Source organism: Sphingobacterium psychroaquaticum, from assembly GCF_900177625.1.
GTDB classification, from domain to species: domain Bacteria; phylum Bacteroidota; class Bacteroidia; order Sphingobacteriales; family Sphingobacteriaceae; genus Sphingobacterium; species Sphingobacterium psychroaquaticum.
Genome location: NZ_FXAU01000009.1, coordinates 83,629 through 107,105, shown reverse-complemented (window position 1 = coordinate 107,105; position 23,477 = coordinate 83,629). Strand labels below are relative to the sequence as shown.

Below are 23,477 nucleotides of genomic sequence, written 5' to 3'. Positions count from 1 at the left end.
CAGGTATGCATAAGAATTTTGTTCGATAAATTACTATAAACTAAGCAATAGAAAATAGAGACAATTCCTCGTCTCTATGAGAGAGAACCGCCTTAAAGGGCGGTTTTTTTATGAACACTCATTCCACTAAAAAATATGTTTAACCTTGGTAAATCATATGGACAGCAGCCTAATAAGTAATATTGGTTGTGAAAACCGTAATACGTATACCAAAAACCTAAAGATTGGTAGAGACCTTTGTATATATTAAATCAAAGGTAAGTGCATGATACAAAAAATAAAGTCCGTATTGCTTGTGCTCACTGTCGTTCTTGCAACGACGGCTGAAGCGCAAACAGAGCAACAAAAAAGTCTGGATCTCCGACAGGAATCGATTATAAGAATTGCCGGCCTAACCGCCCAAGGCAACCTGACCGTCTTAACGCGCGAGCTGGAGAAAGGGCTTGAAGCCGGACTCACGGTGAACGAGATCAAAGAAGTACTCATTCATGTTTATGCGTATGCCGGCTTTTCGCGTAGCCTTCGCGGGTTACAGACGTTTATCACGGTTTTGGATGATCGGAAGGAAAAGGGTATAACGGATGTGATAGGAGCCGAAGCATCTGAAATTAAAGATGAAAGAACAAAGTATACACGCGGAAAAGCCGTGTTAGAAACATTGAGCGGGGTCCCGGAAAAAGAACCTAAAACCGGGTATGCTGCGTTTGCACCTACCATTGAAGTGTTTTTGAAGGAGCATCTTTTTGCGGATATATTTGAACGGGATGTACTGACATATCAGGAAAGAGAATTAGTGACCATATCAATCCTTACTGGGATTGGTGGTGTAGAGCCCATGCTGCGGTCTCATTTAAATTTGAGCTTAAACGTCGGGCTAACTCCCGCGCAGTTACAACAGTTTGTTGAAGTTATTAAAACCGCAATAGGTAAGAACGAAGCAAAGATTGCTCACGTTGTATTGGAAGAAGTGTTAGCAAGCAGAAATAATAAATAAAGTATTTTAGAAATGAAGAAAATATCGTTAGTAGTCGCGTTTGCTATGTCTATGGCAGAAACGGCTGTCGTCAGTGCCCAGTCGAGGACAACAACGCAGGAGAAAAATCCGTATACTTTGGTTTATGATGGCGCCATTACGGGGAATGAACCAGGAAAAGTGCATATCCATCCGGTCACTTATAGGCTGAATGGTATCGACATCGCTGCCAATGTGTATACACCCGCTAATTATGATGAAACAAAGAGTTACCCGGCAGTCGTTGTGGCTCATCCGAATGGGGGAATTAAAGAGCAGACTGCGGGGCTATATGCACAACGTTTAGCCGCGTCGGGTTACGTTACAATTGCTGCCGATGCGGCGTATCAAGGCGCAAGTGGTGGTGAGCCGCGGCATACGGACAATCCAGCCTTTCGTACCGAAGATATTCGAGGTATGGTCGATTATATCAGTAGATATACCGGTGTCGATGTTCACCGTATCGGTGCTTTGGGCATCTGTGGTGGTGGTGGCTATACGCTGAAAGCTGCGCAGTCTGATAAAAGGATTAAAGCCGTAGCAACGTTGAGCATGTTTAACTCCGGAGAAGTTCGTCGTAATGGTTTTCAAAATTCACAAATAGGCACGATTCAAGAACGTCTAAAACTCGCTTCGGATGCTCGAGCAAAAGAACTTGTGGACGGGGAAATTATATATTCAGGAGTGGCTCGTGTAACGGATGAAGAGATCGCCAACACGCCGACTGATTTGTATCGTGAAGGATTTATCTATTATTACAGAACGCATGCACACCCCAATTCGACCTTCCTGTATACCACAAAGAGCTTATTGGATTTGATGACCTGGGACGCGACAGACCAGATTGAATTAATTGATCAACCCTTGCTTATGATAGCGGGGGAGAAGGCGGATACAAAGTATATGACCGATGAAGCTTTTCCAAAAGCTGTTAATGCAAAGAACAAGGAGCTCTTCGTGATCCCCGGCGCCACGCATATAGAAACATATTGGAAGATGGAATATGTATCAAAGGCTGTAAATAAATTAGAAAGTTTTTTTAAGCAAAATCTCAAGTAAAAAGCCAAGCAGTCAAGCTACGGCTTAGCGGTACCCTCACAATATCTTTTGAGTCGGAGGAGAAACATCGCCCAATTGTAATTGCACCACTGATAAAACTCTGTGACTTCCCGCCACCCGGCATGTTTCAGAATAACAGTGGTGCGATTATTTTTTTCGGAAAGCTCAAAAGATATGGTGGTTCCCACCCATTCCTTATCGGATTCTATACACGACCAAATAATTTTCTTGTCTTGTTCCAAAGCAATGATTTTCATTTTCGTGATATAACCTTCATCGAAATCAAATTCATTCATGAAGCCAACTTCAGGTTTTACAGTCAATTTATCGGTCCATACGGCGCCCAATCCAGCTTCCTCGGTAAGGGTACTATATACCATGCCGACAGGAGCTTTTATGTAATTAACCAGTTCAATATTTGCCATGTCTTTTTTTCTATGCTCAAATATAATGGATACGGGGAAAGGAGAACTTGTCATTTGACAAGTTTTGGTATGGGATAAAGAATGCGGGGGCATAACCGCTATATTTATTTATCGAGTATCAATCGAAATAAGATTTGATCTTGAACGCTTTGATTATTAGAAACCTAATTTTTGATGCTATTGTTGTTTAATACCACTATAAAGCGTATACAATGGGTAATATTGTATTTGTCTTGTTTTTGAATATAATCTATATTTGAAGCGCGATAGTAGATAATGTAATATTTTAGCTACGGAGAAAAGCATGTAATACAGATGTTCAAACGGGATAGTTTTAGTAGCGAAATGGAGGATAAGGAGCAATTACTATTGCTGCGGAAAGGAAACTATGCCGCATTTGATACACTGTATAGAACCTATAGCGCTCGTGTCCTTGGGCGGTTGATTCGTTTGCTTGGAAGCGAGGAGGTTGCAGAAGAACTTTTACAGGAGCTTTTTTTTCGAGTCTGGGAGAAAAGGTCACAGATTGATGCGAATCAGTCTTTTAAAGGATATTTGTTTACTATCGCTAGGAATTTAGCGTACGATTATTTTAGAAAGCAAAGTGTTAGTGAACATCACCGGCAGGAGTTTATCAAGAGTTACTCAGAGCTCTATGAACATGTCGAAGAAGATGTCGTTTTCAAGCAGACCCAAGAACGTTTGATGCAGTCTATCTATCAACTACCCCCACAATGCCAACAAGTATATATCCTTTTTAAAATTGAAGGTAAAAGCTATTTGGAAATCAGTGCTTTGATGGGGATTAGCAAATCTACCATTAACAATCATCTGACGAAAGCCAATAGTATATTGAAAAAAGAATTTCCTTTCCTATGCCATTGGGTTGCCATTTCATTGGCCCTATTATGGCGCGATTACTAAAACATTAAATTTTTTTTAATTTTTTGTTAGGTACTTTTTGTCTAGGATTCGTAGTAACTATTAAAGGACCTAATCACTTGAAATCAGAAGTAAATCTTAAAGAGTTATTCTCCAGGTACGTAGCGGGCAAAGCCTCCGCTGATGAGCTTTCCTATTTGTTGGATTTATTCCAACAAGAAGAAGACTCTGTTTTATTGCGCGCGCTGATTTTGGAAGAATTGGAAAATGAAGAACAGCTATCATTAACAACACACCAGCATGCGATTTTAGATCGGGTATCGGTTGTGTTACACCAAAATATCCACCGCCGCAAAGCGTTGATGAGGAAACTGTATATCGGTTGGAGTGCTGCTGCGGTCTTGCTCATGACAGGACTTTGGATAGGCTATAAGTGGATGAGTAGCGGTCCATCGATCTTGAACTCGACCGAAGAAGTAGCCATTGTTCCAGGAGCGGACAAAGCCACCTTGGTTTTAGAAGATGGTCGTGTTATTGTGCTCGACAGTAACACCAACATAGAAGGAAAGGAAAAATTCGTTTTTGCAGATTCCGGCGGGATGATGACCTTTAGTAGTGCGTGTTTGCCCGCTCCGGAAAAAGGACAAAGTCGAACCGTACAAACCCCGAAGGGCGGACAGTTTGCCATCTTGCTGGCGGATGGTAGCAAGGTATGGCTGAACGCGGAGTCTTCTATTACCTTTCCGACACAATTTGACCAAAGTAAGCGATCCGTAGAAATCACGGGTGAGGTTTATTTTGAGGTGGCTAAAGATCAGTCCAAACCTTTTTTGGTGCATACACGACAGCAGACGATCCAGGTGTTGGGAACGCACTTTAACGTCAATGCGTACCGGGAACGTAAGGTGGTGCAAACGAGTTTGTTGGAAGGTAGCGTTGCCGTTCTTGCGGGAGGAAAGAAAGTACGCTTGTATCCGGGACAGATGTCTTTGTGGAATCAAGATGGTGGTGGATTAAATGTAGAAACAATTCCAGATATGGAAAATCTACTGGCTTGGAAAGACGGGATGTTCTATTTCGATAACAGTAATATCAAAGAAATTATGCTCGTGCTTGCACGGTGGTATAATGTGGAGTTTGTGTTTGAAGAGGGGGACTATAGCAATTGTGTTTTCGACGGTATGATTTCAAAAAAAGAAAGCATAAACCAAGTCTTAAAAATCTTAGGCGCCTCCCAGCAATTGAGCTTTGAAATAATGGGAAATAAAATAGTGGTTTCACAGCCCCAATCGTAATAGAAAACTAGCAACAAAAAATATAATTAACCTAAAATGAAAAACTGCCTATGTGAAGATATGTTTACTAAAATTAAAGTGCTCTTGTAAGGTTTACACTTATGGAGTGTGAAGCTTTTTGAGCGTGTTTCATGCGCTTCAAAAAGTATTTTCAAAAAAAAGTCCCGACGGCCATCGGGACTAAATTTAGAGCTGGTCTCTATCCATTTTTAGACTGTTTATTAACTAACTCTTAACCAAAAGTATGCAAATCTATTCGGATAAAAAAGCACCTTTCGCAAGGTGGCTTTGCCGTAATTATTTGTCCTCTCCGATTGATATATCGGATACGAACCAATCGAGGACACAAAAAGTCTGGAGAATTATGAAACTAACTGGAGTTTTGACTCTTGTGCCCCTTTTGCACCTCAGCGCCTCGGTGTTTTCACAACAGGTGACACTTAAGGGCCAGCATGTAAAAATTAAGGACGCTTTGCGGACTATTACGCGACAAACGGGCTATGGCTTTCTTTACAATTCCAATATGCTAGATGTCGAAAGTCACATTGCTATCGATTTGAACAAGGCACCTTTATCCAAAGCGATGGAAGAAATATTAGCTTTCAAAGGATTAAGCTATAAGATCGAAGAGAAGACTATCGTATTGTTGCCACGTAGCGACCGGAAGGTAATGACACCGGCAGCTGTATTGCAAAAGAGTATTGTCATTAAAGGTAAAATAACAGATGATAAGGGAAATCCGTTGGCTGGAGCTTCCGTGTTTTTGAAGGGACAGCAAGCCGGTACCAAGTCGGATGCCAATGGTGAGTTTGAATTGAAAGTCCCGAAAGAGGGCGTTGATTTGGTGTTTTCTTTTGTCGGTTATGAAAAGAAAGAAGTAAAAGCCAAGGCAAATATGTCCGTTATTTTGGTCTCTTCCGGAAATATCGAAGAGGTGACCGTCTCTACGGGCTACTTTAACCGGACCAAGCAGAGTGTGACGGGTTCACAAGTGATTGTTTCAGGCGAAGATCTACGTAAAGTAGGATCCCTGAACATGATGCAAGCCTTGAATGCTTTTGACCCTTCTGTTCGCGTAGCGCCTAATTTAGACTTTGGTTCCGATCCGAACCGTGTGCCTGAAATTACGGTGCGTGGAGAAAATGGGTTTGATCTACGGTCAAGTGCAGACGACTCCCGGAGTAACCCCAATTCCCCTTTATACTTACTGGATGGTATCGAAGTGACCGCAACGCGTATCTATGATTTGGATATGAACCGGATTGAATCGTTTGTTATTCTACGTGATGCTTCTGCGACCTCACTCTATGGGTCACGCGGTGCCAATGGGGTAATACTCATTACGACCATTCCACCGAAAGCAGGAGATGTTCGGGTTACCTTTAATAGTACAGCAAATGTATCCGTACCGGATCTGCGGGACTATAATCTGATGAATTCACGTGAAAAGTTGGAGTATGAACGTCTTGGCGGTTTATATTCTGGTTTTGGTTTGGAAGAGCAGGTAAGGCTGGATGAACAGTATAATCAACGCTTGTCAGAAGTTGCTCGGGGGGTGGATACCTATTGGCTGTCTAAACCGCTAAGAACAAGCGTGAATCAGCGTTACAATGCCTTCGTCGAAGGTGGAGATCGTAGTTTCCGTTACGGCATGAACCTGAATTACGATAAAGATAAGGGCGTCATGAAAGAATCAGGGAGAGATCGTTATGGCATCAATGTGAGCTTTAACTATTATCCGAACAAAGATTTTCTGATCCGAAATGATGTTACTGTCAATAACGTGAAAGGCTATAATTCGCCTTACGGTTCTTTTTCTAAGTATGCACAACAGAATCCTATCGAGCGTATCTATGACCCCGAAACAGGTGAATTAATTCGTCATTACGAATTTAATACGACGATGAACCCTATGGTGGATGCCTCTTTGCCAAATTTGGACTATAACCGTTATACCGAGATCCAAGATAACTTTAATATCGATTGGCGTATTAATCCAAATTTCCGTGTGACGGGGCGTGCTTCTTTAAGTAAGAAGTTGTCCAAGCAAGAGAAATATCTATCCCCATTCTCTTCTTCCTTTGATAAGGAAACGAAAGCCGAGAAGAAAGGTAGTTACGAGATCTATGATCAGGATGACCTCAACTTTGATGGTACATTCACGGCCTCGTACAACCAGATGTTCATGGATAAAATATCGACCAACATCGGGGTGGGGGCGAATGCCGTTACAACCTCTGGCGTTGGTGAAGGATATACCGCTACGGGCTTTTTGAGTGATAATATGAATTTTATCCAGTATGCCCAGCAGTTTAAAGAAAACTCTAAGCCAAGAGGTTATCTGGATAAATCTAAGATGATTGGCTTTTTTGCGAATGCCAACGTGGGCTACGAAAATAGATACTTTATCGATCTTTCGTTCCGTACAGATGGCTCTAGTCGCTTTGGGAAAAACTCGCGATTTGCTCCGTTTTGGTCTGTGGGTGGTGCATGGAATGTGAACCGCGAAAAATGGTGGAAAAGTGATGCAACCCTAAAAGTAAGAGCGTCCGTTGGTAGTACAGGGTCTGTTAATTTCTCGGCCGACCAAGCATTGACGAAATACGAATATAGATCCGATTACGAGTACAATGGTTTCTATGGTGCGCAGTTGATGGGATATGGTAACTCCTCGTTAAAGTGGCAGAATACCATTCAGAATAACATCGGTGCCGACTTGACCATGTGGCAAAACCTTGTGGTCTTGAACATCGATGCCTACATTAAGGAAACCCAAAATCTATTGCTGCCGATCGATGTGGCGCCCTCAACAGGTTTTTCGCGTTATATCGAAAACCTAGGGTCGATGGAGAACAAAGGGATGGACATGCGTTTACGGTTTAATGTATTGCGCGGTAAAAACCCGGTTCATTGGAACTTCTCGCTCGGGCTAGCAACCAACCAGAATAAAATTAAAAAATTATCCAACGCCCTGGAAGCCATGAATCTGGAAGCGAGTAAAGAGGATAATGTTAAAGGACCAAAGCCGTTGCGTGCTTACCAGGCAGGACGCTCACAGAGCGCTTTGATGGTCGTAGAATCGTTGGGTATCGATCCAATGACCGGTAATGAAATCTATCGCAAACTGAATGGCGATCTTACCTTTACCTATGATCCGAAGGATAAGATTATTGTAGGCGATATGAATCCGAAATGGATGGGTACTTTCCAGTCGAACATCTTATACAAAAATTTCAACCTGTACTTTATTCTAGCATTCGAACATGGGGCTAAGATATACAACTCCACCTTGGCGCAGAAAGTGGAAGGGTCTGACCCACGCTACAATGCCGATAGGAGGGTGCTTTATGAGCGATGGAGAAAGCCAGGGGATATTGCTTTGTACAAGCGGATTGATGATAAAACCCCACCATATCAAACAACGAGATTGGTACAGGACAATGATTTCTTGAGGCTACAGACCTTAACGTTGACCTACGATCTTCCAGCTAAAAGTCTGGAAAGTTTAAGGCTTGAGCGTGCCCGGATTATGTTGACCAGCAACGACCTGTTTCGCTTCTCTACTGTGAAGATGGAAAGAGGGACTATGTATCCATATGCTCAGACCTTTTCATTGGCCCTTAACTTGACTTTCTAAATCTATGGATATGAAAAAAATATTATTAATACTCATTAGTTGTACCTTTTTCCTGAGCGGCTGTAATAAATGGCTTGATGTGGATCTTGCCGATAAGGTAACGGATGAAAAACTATTTAGCACGGCACAGGGCTATCAGGAAGCATTGGCGGGTGTGTATAGTGCGATGGCTGACTCTGCGATGTACGGGGCCAAATTGACGATGGAAGAAACAGATCTTTTAGCGCAATACTATAGCTACGACGGTGTGTCCACTAATTACGAGAATTTTAAAAACTACAATTATCCCGAAGCACGCTCGCAGACGCGTATTTTGGAATCGTGGAAAAACCTTTATGCCGCGATCGCTGGTGCAAATAATATTATTGCCTGGGCGACCAAAGACACAAAAGTGTTGTCTCCCGATCTCAAAGATCAGGTGTTGGGTGAAGCTTATGCCATGCGTGGTTATCTACATTTAGATCTGATTCGTCTGTTTTGTCCTGATGTAAAGCGATTACCAAAAGCTACTGGTATTCCATACAATTTACATTTTGGCGTAGCCCTACCACCGATGTATACCGTTGAAGAGGCGGTCCAGCTGGTGGTGAACGATCTCAGAGATGCGGAGAAATTTTTAGCTAAAGACCCCATTACAACCGTTAAACCTTATTTAATGGCGAATAAAAATGAAGCCGATAAGTACGTTGCACGGTTGAACTACTATGGCGTTAAAGCTTTGTTGGCTCGCGTCAGCTTGATGCGTGGGGATAAAGTGAGCGCGGTGAAATATGCTACGGAAGTGGTGGAATCCGGTGCTTTTAAGTTGTTGGATTTTGCGAGTATAGATAAATCAGATAAGGAGGTGGACATGCTATTTTCTGATGAGCATATCTTTTCCCTTCGGAAAAAGCCCCTCTCCGACTACAGCATCAGTTTGCACTATCAGTTGGTCGATGAACGGGGAGGAACTACGCCAGCGAAACTTCCCTTTGCCAATTTATCGCAGATCTATGAAAACAACAACGACGACATCCGTTACATCAAATGGTTTTCGACAACGAATCGTTCTTTCGTGAAGTTTAATATAGATAACAAAGATAAGTTCTTCCCGAAGATGCCTATGATAAAACTGTCCGAGATGTATCTTATCCTGGCGGAATGTCACTTGGGAAGTGATGACCAAAAGGCATACCACTATATCAATACATTACGTGACCACCGCATCCGCAATAATTCACATTGGTCTTACCTGACGATGGACTACATTATGCAGGAAATGAGACGTGAGTTTGTGGGCGAAGGGCAATTGTGGTATGCTTACAAAAGGTTGAATCTAGGGATTCCAACCAGCAACGGAATTATAGGAACTGTTCCACCGAGTGAGCAAGTTTTTGTGTTCCCAATTCCATTGAAAGAAATGGAAACAGGTAATCGTAACTAAAAAAGAACAGAAATGAAACGTAGATATATATTAATCGTGCTATCTTTTTTTGTTGCATTGGTGTACTTCTCCTCTTGCGACCAATCGATAGACAATCTGTATACAGAAAAAGCACGAATCCAATTTAAATACTTCAAGGAAGATACAGGGAGTAACCGGGTGATTACACGGACGTATTTTGACCGGACCACTTTCTCTTTTGGGATGGCCGCCGATGCGGTGGTAAAAGATACGGCTCGCGTGGTGGTCGAGTACTTAGGGTCCGCTTCGGATAAAGATCGTACCTATACAGTACGTATCGGTGCCGATTCGACGACTGCCGTGGAGGGTGTACATTTTGAACCATTTTCTGCGACACAGACTTTCCGGGCGGGTAGGCATAAGGATACGCTTAAGATTGTGGTTTTACGCTCGAATCTAAGCACCAGCTTTACCAACCCTGAAAACCGCAGGATAGCGCTCGATATGGAGACCAGCTCGGATTTTAATCTGGGAATGAAAAACGGAACGAGAACATACCTATACATTAACAATTACTTATCTGAACCGGTCTGGTGGAAAGATCCGTTGCGCAGTAACCTGCGGTTTTACCACCCCAAAAAATGGAAGATCTTAATTTCTTTCAACCCTAAGTTTGCAGACCCACTCCGTTGCATTTTCGATTTTAACAATGAAGGACGTGCGTATTTTGACGGACTATCCAGGTACCTAAATGGCGTGCCTACTTTTGATGAGGAGACGGGAGGACGGATTTATATGGACCGAATTGAGGTTCAAAACTAATTATTAAAGCGTATACGTATTATGAAATTTTATAATAAAATCGCGCTAATCTTAGCCAGTATCGGGACCTTAAGCGGATGCTATAAAGACCTCGGAACAGGGCCTGAGGATTATCGTGAAATCAATGAATTAACCATTGAAGGTATCGATAGACAATATGCTGTCGATATGGACGACAGTTTAAAGATAACGCCTAAGTTGGTCGGTACTATGTATAGTGACACCACGAAGTTCAGCTATGCGTGGGATATCGCGAGTACCATTGTATCGACAAGTTTGAACCTGAAAATCAAGGTAGGTTTATTACCGGGGAATAAGATATCGCGTTTTGTCGTGCAAGATAAGGAGACCGGCGTTAAAAAGTATTTCCGCTTTGACCTGAACGTGTCTTCCTCGACGGCCGGTAATTTAATTATGGTGTTGAGTAAATCCCGTGGAAAAGCAGAGCTTTCTTACCTGCGGTTGGATAAACCGGCTAACTGGGCTGTCAACTACTACGAATCTCGTTTTGGGGCGCCACTGGGCGTGAACCCGCAACAACTCGATTTCCTGTTGGTGGAACCTACTTCTGATGCAGCGCTTGCCAGCAACGCTCCTTTTGCCAACCGGTTTGGTAGAGTCCTTGTTTTGGTCGATAATCAGGTCGCTTTGCTTGATAAAGGAAGCTTGGAACCCAACGCGGTACCTTATCTGGATGGAGAAGCCTTTACGCGTAACGCCTCGTACCCGGCAGCGGATATTACCGGTTATAAACCGGAGTTTATGGCGCAAGCGGTATCCATGTGGCGGAACAATCCTTACGGTAGTAACTTCCACCAAACAATACAGTTCAATCTTATTTCGGGTGGAGCATTGTATCATGCATCGTTGGCACCAGCTATTTGGACACCTACGTTTGTATACAACCGCAAGAGCGTGTATGGTGAGAACAATTATTTCTCCCCTTTCGGCTATTACGATATGATGACGCCAACACCCGACGGAACGCTCTTTCAGCATGGTTATAATTTAGGGAATTTTATGGTGTTCGACCGCACAGTGGGACGCTTTGCTTATTCATCCTCCGGAACCAGTTACAATATTCCTGTCACAGATGTAAAGGCGTTTCCGGGACACGAGCTGTATTACGGTTCGCATACCAGCCAGTCGGGATCATCTTTCGCGGTGCTGAAAGCGTCAACAAATGTGTTGCGGTTTTTGCTATTGGGTAAAAATGTTAATAAATACAGTCTGGTGGGTGAGGTTAGTGGAGGTGTGACCAATGGTCAAAGTAAGTTCTACACCATGAAAACCTCACCTTATGTGTTTTTCACTGCGGGGAACAAACTGTACAAGTACAATATCCTGGACGTGACATCCAACGTGGTGCCAAGCGAGGCACATGCCAGCCTTTCGCTTACTTCCTTGGGGTATTCGGAAGATGCGGTTATCACGAGCATGACGGTATCTCGCTCGGAGAAGACATTGATCCTGGGCGTATCCCGCTACGGCAGTGATAAAGAGGGAAGCGGCGAAGAGAATAAAGGCGATATCTTACTGTTTAACTTAGATAAAACCAGTCTGAACTTGGTGTTAAAGAAGAAGTATGAAGGGGTCTCGGGGATTCCTGTAGATGTGAAAATCAAGTACCAAACACACTGGCGCGATGGCAAGTCGAACGGTGGCGTAACAGAATTGGATAATATTTAAAAAGATGAAGACCATGAAAATATATATTTCACTCTTACTACTATCCCTGTTAACTTTTACCGCCTGTGTCAAAGATGCAAGTGTATACATGGCGCAGGACAAAAAGCAGGTCGATATAGATAATTATAATACAGACGGTACGGGGCCAGGTGGAACAGAAGGAACATTGCTGCCGGGGATAAACTTGGTCACCTTAGATGTAGAGCACGAGGGCAAAGTTTCTAAGCGTAGGTTTAAGTATTTTATGCCTGTTTCTATCGATAAGAGCAAGCCTATTTCGTTGATTTTCGACTTTCACGGAAGCTATGGTCCCGGGGTAGATCCTATTGCAGGGGTATCCATGTCGCAACCTTTGTTGCAGCTCGCTATTAAGCAGAATTGTATTATTGCTATTCCCGCGGGGGAAGATACAGGAGCGGCTGTAAACTGGCAGAATTCGGAATATCATTTTCCGTTTGTCGATGCGATGATTGATTTCTTCAAAAAGCAAACGCCACTAATCGATGTAAATCGTATTTATACTTCCGGCCACTCCAGCGGTGCCATTTTCTCTTACGTATTGGCATTCTACCGTTCGGATGTTTTTGCCGCCGCCGTGCCTGTCTCTGGGCAGATGAAGCTTTCAGATAATGCCGTAATGCCTAATCGAGTTGTGCCTATTCGTGCCTTTAATGGTAAGAAAGACGATATCGTTATTGCTTCGGCCGTGGTTAGTAATATCAATGCTTGGGCGAATAAAGTAGCGGGTTATTTCCCGGCTGATGCGGTGGATAGTGATACGTTACAGATTGATAATTATAAACCCTATATGACGAAGAGATGGAGTGGAGGGAAGGCTGATATCGAGTTGTTTATGGTGGAAGATGAAGGGCATGGCGTGAGTTGGTACTATATTATGCCACTGATGTGGGAGTTTATGAATAGTCACCCTAAAAATGTGGGCTCTTCGGGGATTTATATTTCCTCCGAGCTCAAGCGGTTCGACGCAGTGGAGGGACAATCCTTTACTTCAGAGATTCGGTATGCAGCGGGAGCTACGGTGAGTGTTGTATCAGCACCGTCGGATTGGACGGTAACGTATGCAAATAATACCTTGAAAGTTAAGGCGCCAACGGATTTCTTTGCCGCGACGACGCTAAATAGAAAAGGGGAGATTAAATTACGGGTTAGTGGCAATGGCTCTACAGCGGAAATTTCACTGCCGTATTCGTTGGCAGCACCTAAGAGTTTTTACGAAGTCGGAGATTTGGTATATGACGCGCAGTATCAACCGACGGGCGTCGTGTTCTGGGTAAACCCATCCAATATTAAGGAAGCAAAGATTATCGCGTTGACACATGTAACGCGGCCGTTTGGTTCGGTAGGTGCTGCTTTCCTTACGCCAAGTTACACGGATGGGTATAACAATACGCTTGCCTTAATCGAGCGTAACAATACGCAGTCGGTGAAGCTAACCTCGGCTAAGAGTGCTTTTGTTTATGCGTACGAATACCTGACAACACCGGGAAATACATTAGGTTGGTATTTACCAGCAGTGGACGAGCTTAAGGCTTTGGATGCGAATCTAGCCGTTGTAAATAACGCGTTAAAGATCAATGGTACAGCCTTAGAGGTTACCTCTTCAACAGGTTCGTATTACCTGTCGTCTACCACGGTGCAAGGCGCCAAGGCGAAACAGTTTTACACCTTTGATTTTAATACCAGCGCTAGTTTACATGGCTATTATGCGGTGAATGCGAATGCGACCGACAATACCGCAGCAGCTATTGCAACGCGGCCGGTGAAGAAGGTGAGCAAAAAGTAGTACAAAATATTTAACACGTTTTTTTACGTAAAACAACATGAAGAAAATTATAATAACAATGTTTATGCTTGCAGGGATTGTGTCCCTGCGAGCACAAGCTCCTGCTCATATCTCTTTTCAAAAAATCAGTTTTGAGGAAGCTAAAAAGCAGGCTAAGGAAACGGGAAAACTTATCTTTTTGGATGGATACACCTCTTGGTGCGCTCCCTGCAAATGGATGGAAGGAAACGTGTTTAATCAAAAGGAAGTAGCCGATTTTTACAACACTAATTTTATCAATACGAAGTATGATTGTGAGGTCGGAGAAGGTATTGATTTGGCCAAAAAATATGGTATTCGCAGCTTTCCCACGTATTTGTTTTTAGATGCAGAAGGAACCTTAGTTTATCGTACGCAATCTCGGATGGAGGTACAGGCTTTTTTGAAGGAAGGTCAGCAAGCGACAAATAAGGAATTTCATATTCCTGTGTTGCAAGCACGTTTTGCTGCAGGAGAGCATGACCCCGCTTTTTTACTGCGTTATATTGCGGTGATGAATAGTGTGGATCCAAAGCAAGAGCAGGCGGCGCGTCAGGCATTAGATAAGTTGGCTGACGATAATTTCCTGAAAACGCCAACTGGATGGCAGGCGATAAAGCAACTGGGACAGAATGGAAATGATAAGTACGGCAAGTTCTTTTTGGCGAATAAGGCTTATTTTAAATCCACTGTGCCGCAAGATGAGTTCTTAGCGAAAGAGCAACATTTGTTGCGTTATGCGATGTACGGCTATATCCGGAACAAAGATGTCGCGGAGTTTGAAAAAGGTTTGGCGTATTTTGAAGGAAGTGATGATATAGACAACAAGGTGGATGGTGCTATGTATCGCGTGGAATGGGTATCAGAACATGGTACGGATAAGGAATTTGTGCAGCTGACCAATAAGCTACGCAAAGGGATTCTGAAAGATCAGGCGGAAAAGTTAAGCTTTATTGCGCGCCGAAACTCGGGTAAGTATGGAAAAGATAAAGAACCTTCTAAGGAGCTCTTGAATCAATGTTATGAACTCGCCAAACAGGCGGTGCAACTGGATGAAAACTCGTATTCCAACCAAGGCACATTTGCCGATGTCTGTATCTTACTCAAGAAAAAGAAAGAGGCCGTAAAAGCGGCACAGGCAGCGCGTGCATTAGCAGAAAATGAGACGTCCAAAATTATTAAACTAGCCGATGCATTACTCGAAAGGGCAAAGAATATTTAGTATGACCATCAAGCAAACTATAGTGCTTGCTCTAGCAAGCTTAACCTTCGGTGCGCTGCAGGCACAAGAAGAGCAACCGTTTCAGATTCAGGTTGTATCGCAAAAAGCAATTAATAAAGACGCAAAAGTGTTTGTTCGTTATTTCAAGGATAACCAGTTGGTGTTAGATTCGATCCTTTTAAACGGTAAGAAAGGTCTGTATAAGGGGACGGTCTCGGTACCAACGATGGTGAATCTATACTATTCTCCGGATGGGTATTCTTTCTTTAATCGGAATCGTGTTCGCCAATGGGACAAGGTGGATTTATATGTTGATAAAGGGGAAACAACCGTTAAGTTTACAGATCGTATGGCAGAAGCTTCTATAAAAGGGAGTGCCATGCAGGCGGCTTTTGCGCATTATGCGACTTTTATGAAGGCCTATGACCAGCCGTTGGATGCCTTGAATAAGCAGCGTTCGGCGTTGTATCAACAGAAAGAAGCCGGACAAGAGGAGTTAAAAGGGGTGATGCAGCAAATTCGCGCGTTGGAGGAAAAAAAGGATAAAGCGAAAGCGGAATATCTACGCGCAAATCCGAAGTCCTATTTTAGTTTATTGGCCTTGAAAGACTTGGCGGGTTATAGTATCGATGTTGCACGTGTGGAGCCTCTTTTTGATGGGCTGGATCCTCGTTTAAAGTCGTTGAAAGAAGGTAAGGAGCTGGCCAAGGCATTGGATATTGCCAAGCGTTTGGCGATTGGTCAGGAAGCACCGGATTTTACGCAGCCGGATATCGATGGTAAGCCAGTCAAACTATCGGATTTCAGAGGGCAGTATGTGTTGTTGGATTTTTGGGCCTCTTGGTGTGGCCCGTGTCGCGCTGATAATCCTAATTTGGTTAAAGCTTATGATGCTTTTAAGGACAAGAAGTTTACGATATTGGGTTTGTCGTTGGATCGTCCCGGAAAGAAAGAAGACTGGCTTAAAGCGATTGAAAAGGATGGTTTGCCTTGGCACCATGTCAGCGATTTAACGGGTTGGAAAAATGAAGTGGCAGGGATCTATGGTATTCAGGCTATTCCACAGAATATCCTAATCGATCCGCAAGGGAAGATTGTCGCCAAAAACCTCCATGGTGATGCGTTGAGCAATTTACTGAAAAAGATATTATAGTTTATTTTCATTTTATGCATATAAAACTCCCCAAGCGAAATTGTTTGGGGAGTTTTTTTTTGTGGATTGTTCTTACTGAAAAACTAAGTTTCCATAAAAATTTGAGAATGCAATTTGATTAGATTTTCTTGTTTATAGATTTTTTATTAAATATATCCTAAATAAATAAGTTAAATATTAAGAAAATGATAATATAATACCGTTCATATAAAAAACCAATATATTTGTGTTCGAGTCAGTTTTAAGGTGAATGAAAGACAGTTATATAATGAAAGAGAACTTTTAACCCATCTAAAAGTCCAAGATTATGCGTTCCAAAAAATTTACGATCGCTATTGGGAAAAGTTATTGGGTATAGCGTTACGCAAGTGTAATGATTTATCGATGGCGGAAGACTGTGTTCAAGATGTTTTTATGAGCCTGCTTCACCATAAAGACCCGACTAAGATTGAAAACCTTGAAGCTTATCTTGCTAAAGCGGTAAAATTCGCCATTATCCGAGCGATTTACAAACATCAGCGTATCCAATATGTGGAGGAATACCCCGAGGGCAATTACTTTGATAAGTTATCCGTGGAGGATGCGCTGGAAGAGAAAATGTTACAAGAATATATTTTCGATCAGGTGGAGCAACTTCCGGACCGCTGCCGTCTCATTTTTAAATCCTCTCGTCAGGAACACCTTTCTAACGAAGAGATTGCCGAGAAGATGAATATTTCTAAGCGCACCGTTGAAAATCAGCTTTCGCTCGCCATGAAAACGCTGCGCAAGTATCTTTTTAGAACTATTTTATTTTTTTTCTTCTAGTCCCGTGCGTTAACGACGACTTGTTGTACTATATCTATATACAACCAGTACATGAAGTTAACCGAAAGAGTAATCAGAGCGATTAAGCGCGTCTTTGAGGGGCAAGCACTCCCCGAAGACAAAAACACGATCGATCAATGGTATACGAACCTTGATTCCGACACGACAACTGTTGATGAAGATCGACAAAAGGTCAAACAACGTATTTTTGAAAAAGTGTATCAACCACAGGCGCAGCCACGGATATCTTATTTTAAGTATAGTGTGGCCGCAGCGATCCTGATCGTCAGCTTTGTTACGGGATACCTTTATTTACAAGAGAAGCCCACAACAGATATTGTAACTGTTGCTCCGGAATGGACGGCAATCGATAAGGATATGCCGTTACATCAAGCTGTCAACCCTGCCGACGTTCAGATTGTGAATGCACAGATTAAATCGGTCAAAACCCCAAAAGCCAAGTTGTATCAGCTCGTACTCGAGGACGGTACGCAGGTATGGCTTAATGCCGGGTCGGTTTTGGAAAAGATAACCTTCGATGGAAAGCAACGTTATGTGCACTTAAATGGTGAAGCTTATTTTGAAGTTAGTAAAGATCCAAATCGACCTTTTGTGATTCATACCGCACAGCAAACGGTGACCGTTTTGGGAACTAAATTTAATCTTAAGTCTTATGCAAATCAAAAAGAAGTGTTGTCACTGGTAGAAGGAAGTGTCCGTATTACCGATAAACAACACCAAAGCATTGTGCTGACTCCCGGAGAAGCGGCTGAAGTAGAAAAAGGAAAACTGATTAAAAGCAATCTTCACGAAAATAACCTCCTGTGGAGAGAACAGATCTTTGCTTTTGAAAACGAAAGTCTTCCAGAAATCTTAGATAAAGTATCACGTTGGTACAATGTATCGGTAGCTCCGCCTCCTGCATCAACCCATCGTTATAGTGGTAAGATACATCCGAAGGCTATGCTCGATGAGGTGTTAAACATGCTGAGCCTCGTCTCCCAACAGAAGGTGGTCCTCGAAAACAATCAAATCCTAGTAAAGTAAAATACCGTTTATTAAATAAATATAATGAAGTCTAGAATCAACCGAACCGTTAAATTCGCTTCGCTTTTTCTATCGCTTGGTTGTTGGCAGCCCCTTACGGCGCATGCCAGCTATCAGCAGAAAATCGATGTCAAGGTACAGAACAAATCATTAAAAACGATTCTGAATCTATTGGAGCAGCAATCCAATTATTATTTCCTTTACGATAATGCGTTATTGGAGAAGAATCAAAATTTAGATCTTAACATCCAGAACCTATCGTTCAAAGATGCGCTCGATTTGCTTTCGGCAAAGATCAATGTGGATTATAAGATTGTCGATAAGACCGTTACGCTTTACCCGAAGAAAGTTAAGGCACAACAAGAAAAAATAATAACCGGATTGGTTAAATTGAGGGAAGCTAATAATGAAATCCCGGTGTCTACAAATGGCGTTACCATTACCGTGAAAGGTTCAAATAAAGGGACCACAACAGACTTTAGAGGGGAATTTTCTCTTTCGGTTCCTGTGCCAAGCACGTTGATTATTTCCTATATGGGATATGATAAACAGGAAGTGGCTATAGATAGTAAATCGGCGTATGTACAAGTAGAACTTCAGCAATCTGAGGGAGCGCTGAAGGAGGTTATAGTCACAGCCTACGGTAGTAAGGAGTCCCGTGAAAACCAAATCGGATCGGCTTATACTATTACAGCGAAGGATTTAGAAAAACGACCTGCCTTGCGCTTGGACGCTTTGTTGCAGGGTATTGTTCCGGGCGTACAGTTTAGTTCGCAAGATGAAACAAACTCATCGGCACGTCCACGTTTTAGTACTCGTATTCGAGGAGATGCCTCCTCTCCAGGAGGGACGATGTCTAACGAACCGCTATGGATCGTCGATGGTGTGCCCCTAAATACAGGAGGGACAACCAATATGATTGCTGGAGTAGAAACAAGTATTAGTCCGCTGACCTATTTCAACCCAGAAGATATCGAATCGATCACCGTTCTGAAAGATGCGAGTGCGGCGGCAATCTATGGGGCTAATGCGTCGAATGGTGTCGTGATCATCAAGACAAAAAAAGGACAAGGTGTACCGCGTGTTCGGTATGGCTTTCGGGCAACTACTGACCGTATTGCCAAACACAATGTGTTTAATGTCCTGACGACAGAACAGTATCGTGCTATGGTCGATGAAATGGGATTGACCTCTAAGATCGATGTGTACGAGAATGGATCCACCAATTGGTTGGATGCCTATTATGAAACCGGAAATACCATGCAACACAATTTATCGGCTTCTGGATCGAATGAGAATACCAATTATTATATTTCCGCTGGTATCTATGATCAAAAAATGACGACGGTCGCCAATGACATCAAGCGTTACACGTTGCGTTCTCAGATTAACACCGATATTGGTAAACGACTATCGCTGAATTTTGTATTTGGGGGGTCTTATAGTAAGAACGATATGTATCGTGTCGGAAACTCTTATTTTACCAATCTCCCTGTTATATCGCTGTATGATCGCACAGGTAATTATGCAATACGTGATTACAATGGTGTCCGGATTTCGAATTCTTTGGCGGAAACTATCCAAAACGAAAATCGCCAAAATACTTTTCAGTCCTTTGGACAAATGCAAGCGACATTCCGAATTATGGATGGTCTTGAGTTTTCTTCACGGAATGGTATTGACTTCTCTTCGGTGGAGGAGCTGCGCTATAACTCAAAATATAACCTGACAGGAGCGGCTTCTAATGGATACCTCTATAAAAATCAGGTGCAGATGCACAATTGGATAACGACCAATATGTTGAGTTACTCGAAAAACATTTACGATGGCAATCTTACGGCGATGGTCGGTATGGAGGCCAATAAAACAAATTCATCCTACGTGGGGGCTTCAGCCTATGGTTTTCCAAATGACTATGTACGGGAGATCAGTATGAGCCCTGCAGATAATCGGAGAAGCTCGGGATCCCGAGGAAGTAATGCCGTACTATCTTATCTCGGACGTTTGGGTTATCTATGGAAAGAAAAGTATAATGCCAGCTTTAGTCTTCGTCGCGATGGAAACTCCAATTTTGGTAAAGATGTAAAATGGAGTGCTTTTTACTCTGCCGGGGCCGCATGGACGGTGTCCAAAGAGGAGTTTTGGCAATCTGAAGCGATTGACTTTTTGAAAATCAAAATGTCTTATGGTTCCACGGGAAATGGTCGCTTCAACAGCAACTATGCTAAAGGTATCTATAGCTTTAGCGAAACGGACAGCTACGGTGGAGTGATTGGAGCGACAATGTCGAGAGGTCGGAACGAAAAGATCAAGTGGGAGACGACATATAAATTCAATACAGGTATAGATTTTAGACTTTTCAACCGTATTGATGTTGGGTTAGAATACTATAACGATATTACCAAAGATTTGGTGAATAACACGCCGGTATCTTTAACATCAGGACAGCGCAATATCTACCAGAATGTTGGAAAGCTGCGAAATCGGGGGGTAGAGGCTATCATCAAATCTACGAATATCAACACCCGAGATTTTCAGTGGTCGACAAACTTCAACATCGCGATGAACCGAAATAAAGTACTGGAATTAAGAGAGGGTTTTGAACGTTCGTCGGAAACAACCATTATGAAGGAGGGATACGATAGTCGAGCGTTGTATTTGGTGCGTTGGGCTGGGGTGGATCCAAGCACGGGCATGCCGATGTGGTACGATATCAATGGCGATATCACAAAAGTGTTTAGTGCAGATAACCGTGTGATTATCGGAAGCCCCAACGCTGATTTCTTTGGTGGCTTTACGAATACGTTCTCCTATAAAAACTTTAATCTCTCCTTTTTGATGATCTACAGCAAAGGAGGGCAAGCTTTAAACCGTGTACGCTTACAAACAGAGCACGATGGTCGTAATATCCTAAGTGATAATCCGTCAACTAATCTTTTGGACCACTGGCGCTATCCGGGAGACCTTTCCGTAAACCCGAAACTAACGACCGAGGCGAACAATTCAAACCGTATCTCGACACGCTATCTGCAAGACCAAACGAATATTCAGTTTAAGAATATCAGTTTGGAGTACAGTATTCCACAAGAAAACCTTAAAAAGTTTTTCTTAAAGGGGGCTTCTATCTATGCGCAAGCCGATAATATTGCGGTTTGGACACCATATCGCAATAAAAAAGAGCTTAATACAGGTCAGGGCAACTACCAAACGATACGGATAAACAATTATGCGACAACAAACGCGGGGGTACCGAATCAGATTTCCTTTGCGGTAGGCGTAAATCTTACTTTTTAATTTAAATAAAATGAAACGAATACTCTATATAATACTTGCTTGCTCCTTGCTGGTGGTGGGCTGCGGTAAATCGTTCCTGGAAATCGACCCTGTTGGGAGTTTAACGGGGGATAAGCTATTCAGCGATGTAGAAGGGTACCAGTCCAGCTTGGCCGGTGCATACAGTCTTTTCGCAAAATACCATTTGGGACAGTATGGCCTCTATGGTGAGATCCGAAGTGATAATATCTTAATCCGTGAAAATCTTGCTGCCTCCGTCCTCGAAGAGTATAACTATGCGAGTGCCGCAGAAAATGCATTGGGCATGGGAGCGGGTATATGGCGGTCCATTTTTGAAACGCTAAACAATGTAAATAATATCATTGAAGCGAAGGATCAACTTCTAAAGGATTTTCCGAACCAAAAAGACCTGATTAATGCCACCTATGGGCAAGCATTGGTTCTTCGTGCCATGTGTCATTTTGATTTAAGCAATGTCTTTAGTCAACATTATACCTATACAGCTGATGGTAGTCATTTGGGAACACCCATTCTACTGACAACGCCATATCCTGGTACCGCTGTGAAACGTGCAACTATAAAAGAAACATATCAGCAGATTGTCGCGGACTTGACGGAGGCTGATAAGCTATTGGCTGGTACAAGCACTCGGAGTAAAATTTACGCCTCTAGTGAAGCGGCTAAAGCGTTGCTATCGCGGGTGTACCTATATATGGAAGATTGGCAAGGTGTCATCGATCAGGCAACCCCTTTGGTTACGAGTAACAAATATCCGTTGACCGCCGCGAAAGATTACCTGAATATGTTTATCGAGCCGGGGCAGCGCCTTTCTTTTAATACCATTCATCCTGAAGTGATTTGGCAGCTTAATCTCAGTACTAATTCTTCGAGTTTCTTAACCTTATTGTTTTCTGATAGAGCCAATTTTATGGCTTACCCCAATAAAGATTTTATGGCGCTGTTTGAATCTTCCGATTGGCGAGGAATACAGTTTCAATCCACCGAACAAGCCGGGGTTTACTATAACCTGAAGTATGCTTTACCACCGGGGAGCTTAGAAAATGAATGGCCGGTTAATTATAAAATGTTTCGTTCGGCCGAGCTTTATCTCAACTTAGCGGAGGCATATTTCCATAAGCAGCAGTATCAGGCAGCAGCGGAGCAGATTAAAATTGTTCGTGCGCGTGCTTATAATACCCCAGTGAAAGACATAGAAGTTGCCTTTACAGATCCGCAACAATTACTGGCACAAATTAAATTGGAACGCCGCAAAGAGTTGTGCTTTGAAAACCAACGTATCTATGATATTATGCGCTATAAGGAGAATTTAAATCGTACCGATTGTAACGCAGCAACCTGTCAGCTAAATTATCCGAACGACAAATTTGTTTTGCCTATTCCGCAGATGGAAACTGATCCAAATCCTGATATGCAACAAAATCCTGGCTACTAAAATGAAAATAAAAATGAAAGCACTTTATATATGCGCTATGTTGTTGGTCGGTCTGTTTTTAACAGGCTGCAACAAAGATGAAGCTGTACCATACGACAATCCCTTCTTTTATATTCACGAGAATAACAGTAGTGAAATACGTATTGCATCCAATCGCAATGAAACATTAAACTACTTGGTATACTTTAGTGGTAAACGACAATTCGACCCGATGACCTTAACGTATGAGGTAATTGTAGGCAATGGATTGCAAGAAGGAAGAGATTTTGAAGTTGTTACCGCGGAATATAGTTTAACGTTTGCACCTGGCATTGTTGAGATGCCGATTAAGATCCGTTGGATACCACATGCGATTGATCCCGAAAAAGATAATTCGGTGACGATCAAATTGAGTAGTAATAACAAAGGTTATATTCTAGGATTGCCGGGACCCAACAAAGTACAGGCATCCCTACGTTTTATAAAATTCTAATC

The 23,477-nt window shown here is 42.7% G+C and carries 17 protein-coding genes; 16 read left to right on the top strand and 1 reads right to left on the bottom strand.

Annotated features, from left to right (window positions below; translation table 11 throughout):
* The first annotated feature begins 265 nt into the window (after positions 1–265).
* Together B9Y69_RS18670 and B9Y69_RS18665 are read left to right on the top strand one after the other, a co-directional pair.
* Positions 266–994, top strand: a complete 729-nt coding sequence (locus B9Y69_RS18670) for a carboxymuconolactone decarboxylase family protein (RefSeq protein WP_144036623.1) — start codon at positions 266–268, stop codon at positions 992–994.
* 12 nt (positions 995–1,006) lie between these two features.
* The gene (locus B9Y69_RS18665; protein WP_085474515.1) at positions 1,007–2,071 is read left to right on the top strand and encodes an alpha/beta hydrolase; all 1,065 of its coding nucleotides are present in this window, start codon (positions 1,007–1,009) and stop codon (positions 2,069–2,071) included.
* Positions 2,072–2,088: 17 nt separating this feature from the next.
* On the opposite strand, the gene B9Y69_RS18660 is transcribed toward B9Y69_RS18665, so the two are convergent.
* Positions 2,089–2,496 carry an SRPBCC family protein gene (locus tag B9Y69_RS18660; protein ID WP_085474541.1) on the bottom strand — a complete coding sequence of 136 codons (408 nt, stop codon included), beginning with the start codon at positions 2,494–2,496 and terminating at the stop codon, positions 2,089–2,091.
* Positions 2,497–2,811: 315 nt separating this feature from the next.
* Between B9Y69_RS18660 and B9Y69_RS18655 the strand changes: the two genes are divergently transcribed.
* The 14 genes from B9Y69_RS18655 to B9Y69_RS18590 all read left to right on the top strand — a co-directional run bounded on the left by B9Y69_RS18655 (position 2,812) and on the right by B9Y69_RS18590 (position 23,475).
* Positions 2,812–3,420 carry an RNA polymerase sigma factor gene (locus B9Y69_RS18655; protein ID WP_085474514.1) on the top strand — a complete coding sequence of 203 codons (609 nt, stop codon included), beginning with the start codon at positions 2,812–2,814 and terminating at the stop codon, positions 3,418–3,420.
* A 77-nt stretch (positions 3,421–3,497) separates the two neighbouring features.
* On the top strand, positions 3,498–4,673 hold the full coding sequence (locus tag B9Y69_RS18650) for a FecR family protein (RefSeq protein WP_144036622.1): 1,176 nt from the start codon (positions 3,498–3,500) through the stop codon (positions 4,671–4,673).
* Between the two features lie 364 nt (positions 4,674–5,037).
* Complete coding sequence (locus B9Y69_RS18645; protein ID WP_159451888.1) at positions 5,038–8,310, top strand: SusC/RagA family TonB-linked outer membrane protein; 3,273 nt, start codon at positions 5,038–5,040, stop codon at positions 8,308–8,310.
* Positions 8,311–8,320: 10 nt separating this feature from the next.
* Complete coding sequence (locus tag B9Y69_RS18640) at positions 8,321–9,733, top strand: RagB/SusD family nutrient uptake outer membrane protein (protein ID WP_159451887.1); 1,413 nt, start codon at positions 8,321–8,323, stop codon at positions 9,731–9,733.
* Positions 9,734–9,745: 12 nt separating this feature from the next.
* Positions 9,746–10,516, top strand: coding sequence for a DUF4843 domain-containing protein (locus tag B9Y69_RS18635; RefSeq protein WP_085474510.1), 771 nt, complete (start codon positions 9,746–9,748; stop codon positions 10,514–10,516).
* Between the two features lie 21 nt (positions 10,517–10,537).
* Entirely contained in the window at positions 10,538–12,205 is a 1,668-nt protein-coding gene (locus B9Y69_RS18630) for a PKD-like family lipoprotein (protein WP_085474509.1), read from the top strand.
* A gap of 13 nt (positions 12,206–12,218) precedes the next feature.
* A complete protein-coding gene (locus tag B9Y69_RS18625; RefSeq protein ID WP_134430989.1) occupies positions 12,219–14,009 on the top strand; it encodes a CE1 family esterase in 1,791 nt (596 codons plus the stop codon).
* Positions 14,010–14,046: 37 nt separating this feature from the next.
* On the top strand, positions 14,047–15,249 hold the full coding sequence (locus B9Y69_RS18620; RefSeq protein WP_085474507.1) for a thioredoxin family protein: 1,203 nt from the start codon (positions 14,047–14,049) through the stop codon (positions 15,247–15,249).
* Between the two features lies 1 nt (position 15,250).
* Complete coding sequence (locus B9Y69_RS18615; protein ID WP_159451886.1) at positions 15,251–16,402, top strand: TlpA disulfide reductase family protein; 1,152 nt, start codon at positions 15,251–15,253, stop codon at positions 16,400–16,402.
* A 246-nt stretch (positions 16,403–16,648) separates the two neighbouring features.
* Complete coding sequence (locus B9Y69_RS18610; protein ID WP_159451885.1) at positions 16,649–17,209, top strand: RNA polymerase sigma factor; 561 nt, start codon at positions 16,649–16,651, stop codon at positions 17,207–17,209.
* A 51-nt stretch (positions 17,210–17,260) separates the two neighbouring features.
* The gene (locus tag B9Y69_RS18605) at positions 17,261–18,256 is read left to right on the top strand and encodes a FecR family protein (RefSeq protein ID WP_085474504.1); all 996 of its coding nucleotides are present in this window, start codon (positions 17,261–17,263) and stop codon (positions 18,254–18,256) included.
* A 24-nt stretch (positions 18,257–18,280) separates the two neighbouring features.
* A complete protein-coding gene (locus tag B9Y69_RS18600; protein ID WP_085474503.1) occupies positions 18,281–21,550 on the top strand; it encodes a SusC/RagA family TonB-linked outer membrane protein in 3,270 nt (1,089 codons plus the stop codon).
* A 10-nt stretch (positions 21,551–21,560) separates the two neighbouring features.
* Complete coding sequence (locus B9Y69_RS18595; protein ID WP_085474502.1) at positions 21,561–23,003, top strand: RagB/SusD family nutrient uptake outer membrane protein; 1,443 nt, start codon at positions 21,561–21,563, stop codon at positions 23,001–23,003.
* Positions 23,004–23,016: 13 nt separating this feature from the next.
* Complete coding sequence (locus B9Y69_RS18590) at positions 23,017–23,475, top strand: hypothetical protein (RefSeq protein ID WP_144036621.1); 459 nt, start codon at positions 23,017–23,019, stop codon at positions 23,473–23,475.
* The last annotated feature ends 2 nt before the right edge of the window (positions 23,476–23,477 follow it).